We start from the raw sequence: 8094 nt of genomic DNA, 5'->3' as shown, positions 1-8094 counted from the left end.
ACATGGTCTTCAACAGTTTGAAGCTATCTTCATTGGTTGGAAAACCGCTCTAGCTGGACTTGTGTGTACACGGTAGCTCCTTGGAGGGGGCAAAACTGATTTAGAGGTTTGGGAGTTTTATTTGATGGGTCGATCAAACAACCCGAAAAAAAAGCAGCATTCGCACCTGCCGTCAACTACCAAAACTCAAATTTTCAGTGTCAAAGCTTAGTAGCGTCGTGAAGAGCGATCTTTGTCGCCCCAGCCACCGCCACCGCCCGACGAGCGTTTGTTGTCTTCGCGAGGTTTGGCTTTGTTGACTTTCAAGTCGCGGCCCATCCATTCAGCACCGTCTAGAGCTGCGATGGCTGCTGCTTCTTCTGCCTCGCTTGCCATTTCCACAAAAGCAAAACCCCGCATCTTCCCTGTTTCCCGATCCATTGGCACTTGGACGCGGCTTACAGTACCGTACTCGGCAAATACTTGGCTGAGGTCATCTGACGATACCTCATAAGAAAGATTACCCACGTAAATCGACATAAAATCTCCAGAATCCTTAAGGTGCAGAGAGTTAGATTCGGAGAGACGCTTGTAAATAAACACCAACAAACTACGCCACCGAATTTAATTCTTGAAAAATCACTATAACATGAAGCCAGCAGAATCAGCAATAATTGGCTATCATAATTTTCAATTATGGGTGCCGAGCGGGCAATCGGCAACAGAAAATATTCGTGATAACTGACATCTTACACTCTTGGCGTCATCCGCTTGGTTTCTTGCTGCGCGATCGACCTGAGATCTGAGATTTTTCGTCGCTGTTACCGGGTTGATTGGGTCTGATTGAGAACAGTGCCTGAGATTCAGTTATAACTGACATCAGGCATTTTTATGGAACTGGCAGGCACCCTGCCAGTTCCACCAGATATCAATGTTTTTAGTCACAGATTCATCTTCTGATTAGTTAATGTTTACCGACCATTCATATTATTTACTCTCGAAAAACCTCCCTACAAACCTGCTCAGGCTTAGGATCGCGAATTAAATAATTTACACAAGGAAAGTGGGGTGTCCCGCCCGCCGTTTCTGGACGGGTGTCCCGCCCGCCGTTTCTGGACGGGTGTCCCGCCCATCCCACAACTATCACGCATTGTAAGTTATTTAATTCTCATTCCTTATTTTACCGGACAGGATATTATGACTTCGTGGATTTAATTTCATCGGATATAGCAATACTATTTAATTTGTGAATTAGATTTTTTTGTGCACCGCAGAGGGCGCAGAGAACGCAGAGGAAGAGAAAGAGGGAAAGTTTTATGAGTGTTCGCTGTGAGATCACAGCACAGCTTATATCTCACAGCGAGTTTCCCCCTAGCGATTCAGTTGACAGTTGACAGCTTGCCCTGAGCGAAGTCGAAGGGTTGACAGTTGACCGCAAGATAGCGAGCTCTACCTGGAAGGAAGAGGATTGGAGTAATGAATAGTCTTCTTTTAATTTCTCCCTACAAGGCTTGGGGCTTTAAACCAATTCTTTCTGGTAAGATAGATCTCGCTTCGTGATCTCACAGCGATCACTACTTTGAAAGCTATGATTGGGATGCTCTCATTACCACTTTCCTGACATCGCGCCCTTGAGTCTCAATTCTTCTCGACTGACTAGAGCTTCGTAGTAATCGGGTTTGATTTCGAGGGCGACTCCGTAAGAGCTAATAGCATCTTGAGTTCGCTGCAATTTTTGCAAAACGTCGCCCCGCTGCGCCCAAGCTTCCCAGTTGTCTGGCTTGAGTTGAATCACTTGGTCAAAAGCGACGAGTGCTTGGGAATAATTCTGCATTTCCCCTAGGATCAAACCTCGCTGTACCCAGCCTTGATAGTTGTCCGGCCAGACAGTAATTGCTCGATCGTATGATGCTAGAGCTTGTTCGTACTGCTGCAATTTTGACAAAGCGTTGCCGCGTTTCAACCAAGCTTCAAAATTGTCTGGCACGATTTTTAGTACGCGGTTGTAAGCTGCGACGGCTTCTTCGTAACGCTGCAATTTTTCCAGCGCTGCGCCTTGCTGCAACCCTACTTTTGATGTAATTTCTGCTTCCGAAGTCAGAGAGATTACTTTATCAAAACAGGCGATCGCTTCTTCGTATTGCTGTAATTTTTCCAGAGCTTCGCCTCGCAAGTTCCAAGCTTCTAGAAAATTACCTTCAATTTGTAGGGCATTGCTGTAAGCGATAATTGCCTCTTTGTAGCGTTCCAATTCGGCTAGGGCGATGCCTCTACCCAGCCAAGCTTCGGGAAAATTCGGATTAATTTGAATGGCTTGGTCAAAAGCAGCGATCGCCCCTTCAAAATCTCTCGATTCTGACAGTGTTTGACCGCGCCCGATCCATGCTTCGGGATAAAAAGAATTAATTTGAATTGCCCGATCGAAACAAGCAATTGCCGCATCCGCCCAGTGGTGTTTGAGGGCCATTCCTTTATAAAACCAAGCTTCGCAGTCGTTGGGCTGCATTTGCAGTACGCGATCGTATGCTGTCACCGCTTCTGCATATTTGTGCAATTTTGCTGAAGCAATGCCCCGATTGAACCAAGCCAGACTATTTTGTGGTTGCAGTTGAATGGCGCGATCATAAGAAGTGACAGCTTCAGCGTAGCGTTCGGCTTTCATCAAAGCCAAACCTCGGTTCAGCCAAGCTTCCCAATTAGTCGGGACGAGTTTCAGCGCGCGCTCGAAAGCCGCCACGGCTTCAGGGTAGCGCTCCGCTTGAACCAACACGTTGCCTTGCCTGTACCACATGGCGGGCAAATTTGGATGAAGTTGGGTTGCTCTTTTGTAACAGCTTGCTGCTGCATCCCACTGCTGCAATTCCTCTAAAACTCGGCCTCGCTGATACCAAGCTTCGTGCTTTTCTGAATTGACTTGAATTGCGGTGTCGAAAGCCACGATCGCTTCTGAGTGATTTTGCAAACTTAACAGCCCTGTCCCGCGCAGCATCCAAGCCCAGTATTCTTCGGGATTAATTGCTGTAGCTCGATCGGCGCAGGCTACGGTTTCTGCGTAGGAATGCAGTTGCTTGTAAGCTTTGCCCAGATTCAGCCACGCCCTGGCCCAGTCCGGCTTAATTTGAACCGCTTTTCCGTAGCAAAGGACTGCCGCTTCGTACCTTCCCGATGCGTACAATCTATTGCCCCGATCGTAATCTGGAAATGCTGCAAAAATTCTTAAAATCGGCGGCAGCAGTGATGGTTGGGGGTTTGAGGAGTTTTCAGGAGCCGAAGTCGAGAGGTCTGGCATACGCCTTGCACATAAAAAATTTAGTGGGATAACAAGCTTGCGGTCTTATATATTAACTTATGCTTTTCTTAATCTCGCTGCTGTTTTGAAACAAATTTAGCATATCAGGCCTCCTGCCACAAATTATGTTTACTTAACTGCAATGTATAAAATTATGCACCGCTTCCATTTTGCGTATACCGCTATAAAATACGGTCTTGACACAAACAAATATTTCCTAATTCAGGTTTCAAACCAAATTTAATATGCTAATTGTACACAGGCTTTTAGATTTCACGGACTGCTTTACCAATTGTGATTCGGGGTCGATCGACTCGCGCCCGAATTATTGGTACGAAGGCCTTTGTCCTGAGAGTGGCGAGCTGCTGAGACTGCCACGTACTCGAATGTCCGAGGATCTCGCGCGGGGTTTGATGCAGTACCTGACGGCTGACGATTTCTACGATCGCGAGGGCAAGATGTACGGCATATTGCTGGTGGAGATGGCTTCGGGGGAACAGGGGATACTCAAAGCATTTTCCGGGCTGCTGAATGGTTGCAGCATTGTTGAAGGCTGGGTGCCGCCGATTCCGGGACGAGATCGAGTTGCTTTCGATGAAGCCCGCACGTTAACTCAATTGGAGGAGATGAAACAGGAACTTATTGCACTGAAGCAACTGCCGCAGCGACAAGAGTATGAAGCCTTATTTCGGGAGTTTGAATTGCAATTGCAAGTTTTGAGCGATCGCCACCGCAATTGCAAGCAGCAGCGAGACGAAAAACGTCAGTTAGTGTGTCAAACTCTCGCAGCAGAAACACTAGAAATTGCCCTGGAACAACTGAATCAAGAAAGTCGTTTGGAGAAAATTGAACGCAGACAATTGAAACGACAGCGGGATGAAACATTGCAGCCGCTAAAACAATTAATTGAAGCTGCAGATCGGCGGATGCGGGCGCTGAAACAGCGGCGAAAAGAACTTTCCCGTGAACTTCAGACGCAAATGCACGCGGCTTACTCTCTGGTGAATTTTTTGGGAAAATCGCGATCGATCTCCTCATTGATGCCCGCTAATTCTATTCCCACTGGCACCGGCGACTGCTGCGCGCCAAAATTGCTCCACTACGCGGCAGTACACAATCTGAAACCGCTGGCAATGGCCGAGTTTTGGTGGGGGCCGCCATCGGGGGATAAGATGCAGGGAGAATTTTATGGTGCTTGTGGCGATCGGTGTCAGCCGTTGATGGGTTTTTTACTGTCAGGATTGGCTCAAAATCCGACTGTTTCTAATATGGATAAGGGTTTGACGGGCGGGCTAGAAGCCCCCCGCACAAGGAATAATTTTTCTTGTGGAACGGGCATCTTGCCCGTTACCCAAATGCTACCGATTATCTATGAAGACAAATGGTTGATTGCGGTCAATAAACCTTCGGGCTTACTGTCAGTTCCCGGTCGTTATCTGGAAAATCAAGATAGTGTTTTCAGTCGTTTGCGTAACTTGTTACCGGATAGTTTGGATTTGAATGCGGTGCATCGTTTAGATTGGGAAACATCGGGTATTTTGCTATTGGCGCGGGACAACGAAACTAGCAGTCAACTCAGACAGCAATTTGCAAAAAAGCAGGTTCACAAAGTTTATGAAGCGGTGCTTTCGGGTACTGTAAAAATTGAGGCGGGGACGATCGACCTCCCACTTTGGGGCGATCCAGAAAATCGCCCTTACCAGCAAGTCAATTGGGAGTGCGGAAAACCCAGTGTTACTCGCTTTCAGGTAATGGTGAAAGAGGGAAATTGCGATCGCGTCGAGTTTTTGCCGCTAACGGGACGCACGCATCAATTGAGGGTTCATGCAGCGGATGTTCGAGGGTTGGGGATACCGATTTTGGGCGATCGGCTTTACGGATGTCGGGCTGCTGCGAACCGGCTACACTTGCACGCGCGGGAACTTTCATTTGAGCATCCGCACTTAGGAGAAAGGCTATACCTAAAGGCAGAAACACCATTTTGAGCTAAGGGCGGCAACGAGAGATAGTCTAGCAGTAGGAATTACATAGAGAGGCAGCAAATATTTATTTTTGAGTAATACAAAGCAACCTGAATTATGAGCAAATTTACAGGTTAGCAGCCACATTAAAACAATCAGAATGCTTGAGAGTTGCGTATTAGATGAAGAAAGAATTTCGAGAAATATATGAAATTCATATAGCAATCCTTGCAGAAGTCGTAAACTTTTTATTTATTTTATATCGCATTACTCGGAAATCTCTGCTTCAAAACAGGCATTACCGGACAAGGTTTTTGCTCCTGCAAATTCTCCGGTTTGTTCCAAGTAAAAGGCCCTTTCTTCTCCGCCGCCATCCAAAGCAAGCTTTTTGCTCGCGTCATCGCCACATACAGCAGTCGAAACTCTTCTGCTGTTTTCAAATAACCTGCTTGTTCCCAGGCTTCGCCTAGATTTGGTAAAGGATATTTTTCGTGCAAACTTGCTCGAATTTGTGCTCTCGCTACCTCTGCTAAAGTGAAATCTCCTAAAAATCGGGCTTGCGGCAAAACTCGCAAATTTCCGGGGATGGTTTGTTCGTGCAGAAACGGCAAAAATACGCAATCCCAATCCAATCCTTTAGCTTTGTGCATGGTAATAATTGTTAGTTGACCTTTGCTTGTATAGCGTTCTTCTATTTTGTCGTCTGCATCCACAGGTTCAAATCTTTCGGAACTGACAATTTCGCTCAGTACGTCCAAAATATTACGCATTGAATTGTTGCCGGCTGTTTGGATTGCTACTCGTTCTGCTAATTTGTCGGCGGTGGCTAATTCTGTTTGGTCGTATTGCAGCGCTAAGGCTAAGAAGGAAATGATTTGGTAGGGTGGCAGTTCTAAGCTAGCTTGCAGCAAACCGCAGCAAAAATAGCGACATTTGCGAACCGGATCTGCCTGCTGGGGGTCTAGCGGGCCTGGGTAAAGAAATTGTTCGGGGCTAGTCGCAAAAGCATTGTAGTCTTGTTTGGGAATCAGTTGTCGATCGCTCAAAATCTTTAATGCTGCTTTCAGGTAGTCTGGAGAGTGCGGGCGATCGAGGAATTGCAGCAGTGTTAAGATTTCCCAAGGTACTTGAGAATGTCTGTCGCGTTCTCCCACATCCTCAATTTTAATCCCGTATTTCCGCAAATCAAAGCTTAATCCGTGTTTTTGAGGATTTTCCAGCACTTCTTTGATAAATTTACCTTGTTTGTTTTCCCGCACCAAAATAGCCATCGATTTCAGATTTTCTAACGGCAATTTGGCACTATTTTCCCCCTCGCTAGCTTCTCCCCTTGAATCGATATCTTTGCCATCCCTGCCAAATTCAAAATCGGCGGGTAAAAATTCCTCTACTAACTCAATTACCCGCTTGCCAATTAACTCAACTGTATGGTAAATATCGCGGGGAGTATGCAATTCTAAACCTCGACCAATCGGAGCCGGATTTGCATTCTGCTGCGGGTCATTGCTCGGTACTGGCTTAATAGTTTGGTCGCGAAAAGGCTTTTCATTTTTCGCTAATTCCGAACCATTTACCCATTGCAGCATAAAGTTAGCCGCATCGATAATTACTTGGGTACTGCGGCCTGCACCATCCATTGTCGCTAACTTATTCTCCACTTCGCACTCATCGCAAAATTGGTTAAAATAAATCGGATCTGCGGGAGTAAAAGTAGAATTAATCGCTTGATTTGGGTCGCCAACTCTGATAAAATTTTCAAGTGAGTTAGGACTGTCGGTTTCGCTAGCTAATATTTTTAAAAGCTTAGTCTGCAAAGGTGTCGAATCTTGGGCTTCGTCCTCAAAAACGGCAAATACTTGCTTTTGCTCGATCGCCCTCGCCCTCGGATTGTCCAACACCCGCAAAGCTGCTAAAATCATTTCGTCGTAATCGATGAATTCCCGACTCCTCAACAAAGCCTGATATTTTTGATATAAACCCCCAGCTACTGCTAAAATCTCATAACCGTCCCCAGTATCAAAAGCGCTCATTTCTAACAACTGTTCGGGAAATAAACCCGAAGATTTCGCCTCGTGAATCACAGTTTTAGCTACCTGCGGCAAAATTTCCGTCCGCAAAACTGATTGTCGCCGCAGCCTCTCCGTTTCCTCTCCGTCGAATTGCTGTCCTTCCAGCAAAACTTGATATCGGCGGGGATTTTCCGCAATCCACATTTCTACACAGGTGCGAATTAGTCGGTGACTTTGAGTGGGAGTAACTAAGGTTGAATTTTCTAAATTTAAACCTGACAAATCAGGATGGCGCATCGCAATATTCAAAGCTAAACCGTGCAAAGTGTGTACGGCAAAACCGCCTTGATATAAAGACAATTGCTGTAGTCTTTCCCGAATTTTAGCTTTAATATTAGCAGCAGCCGATCGCGTAAATGTCACGACAATTAACTGGCGGCGGTTGTGAAGCTGGTTGCGGGCGATCGCAATTGCCGACGCAGCAGCCATTCCCGTAGACTTCCCGGCCCCTGGAACGGCGGAAACGGCAAGGGGGCCGCCTGTCCAATCCGCCATGTCCTGCTGCCCCGCACGCAAGCTTTCGCGAATTTTAAGGCAAGCTTGTTCTCGCAAAACGACGGCAGAGTCTAACCCAGAGGAAATGTTGCCAGGGTGATCGATCTCGGTTGTCGATCGGCTAAAATCAGAATCAAATTCATCAGTCATTATTGCATCCGCGTTTATCTGCGTTCATCTGCGGTTAAAAATAAAAAAATCTGCAACCTCTACCGTTTCCATTTCGGTATCGGCTAAACTAACGCTATCTATTCGAGCTTAAATTAAAACCAGCATAAAATTCAATACCCAAGCCTTTTTT

The 8094-nt window shown here is 46.4% G+C and carries 4 protein-coding genes; 1 reads left to right on the top strand and 3 read right to left on the bottom strand.

The window, feature by feature from the left end; translation table 11 throughout:
* Positions 1 to 207: 207 nt before the first annotated feature.
* Both QUA58_RS22340 and QUA58_RS22335 read right to left on the bottom strand, forming a co-directional pair.
* A complete protein-coding gene (locus tag QUA58_RS22340) occupies positions 208 to 519 on the bottom strand; it encodes an RNA recognition motif domain-containing protein (RefSeq protein ID WP_332996623.1) in 312 nt (103 codons plus the stop codon).
* A gap of 1066 nt (positions 520 to 1585) precedes the next feature.
* Positions 1586 to 3268, bottom strand: a complete 1683-nt coding sequence (locus QUA58_RS22335; RefSeq protein ID WP_333256354.1) for a tetratricopeptide repeat protein — start codon at positions 3266 to 3268, stop codon at positions 1586 to 1588.
* 245 nt (positions 3269 to 3513) lie between these two features.
* On the opposite strand from QUA58_RS22335, the gene QUA58_RS22330 reads away from it, so the two are divergent.
* A complete protein-coding gene (locus QUA58_RS22330) occupies positions 3514 to 5253 on the top strand; it encodes a pseudouridine synthase (RefSeq protein ID WP_333396019.1) in 1740 nt (579 codons plus the stop codon).
* Positions 5254 to 5486: 233 nt separating this feature from the next.
* Here QUA58_RS22330 and QUA58_RS22325 read toward each other — a convergent pair whose 3' ends face one another.
* Positions 5487 to 7943: an ATP-dependent helicase gene (locus QUA58_RS22325; protein WP_333396016.1), complete on the bottom strand. Its 2457-nt coding sequence runs from the start codon at positions 7941 to 7943 to the stop codon at positions 5487 to 5489.
* Positions 7944 to 8094: the final 151 nt, after the last annotated feature.

Origin of the sequence: Microcoleus sp. N9_A1 (genome assembly GCF_036701795.1) — a bacterium.
GTDB lineage: Bacteria > Cyanobacteriota > Cyanobacteriia > Cyanobacteriales > Microcoleaceae > Microcoleus.
This window is presented reverse-complemented; position numbering and strand designations above follow the sequence as displayed.

Bases quoted from the DNA above. Each gene is read 5' to 3' on its own strand.
- QUA58_RS22340 (WP_332996623.1), bottom strand. From the start codon at position 519: ATGTCGATTTACGTGGGTAATCTTTCTTATGAGGTATCGTCAGATGAC.
- QUA58_RS22335 (WP_333256354.1), bottom strand. From the start codon at position 3,268: ATGCCAGACCTCTCGACTTCGGCTCCTGAAAACTCCTCAAACCCCCAA.
- QUA58_RS22330 (WP_333396019.1), top strand. From the start codon at position 3,514: ATGCTAATTGTACACAGGCTTTTAGATTTCACGGACTGCTTTACCAAT.
- QUA58_RS22325 (WP_333396016.1), bottom strand. From the start codon at position 7,943: ATGACTGATGAATTTGATTCTGATTTTAGCCGATCGACAACCGAGATC.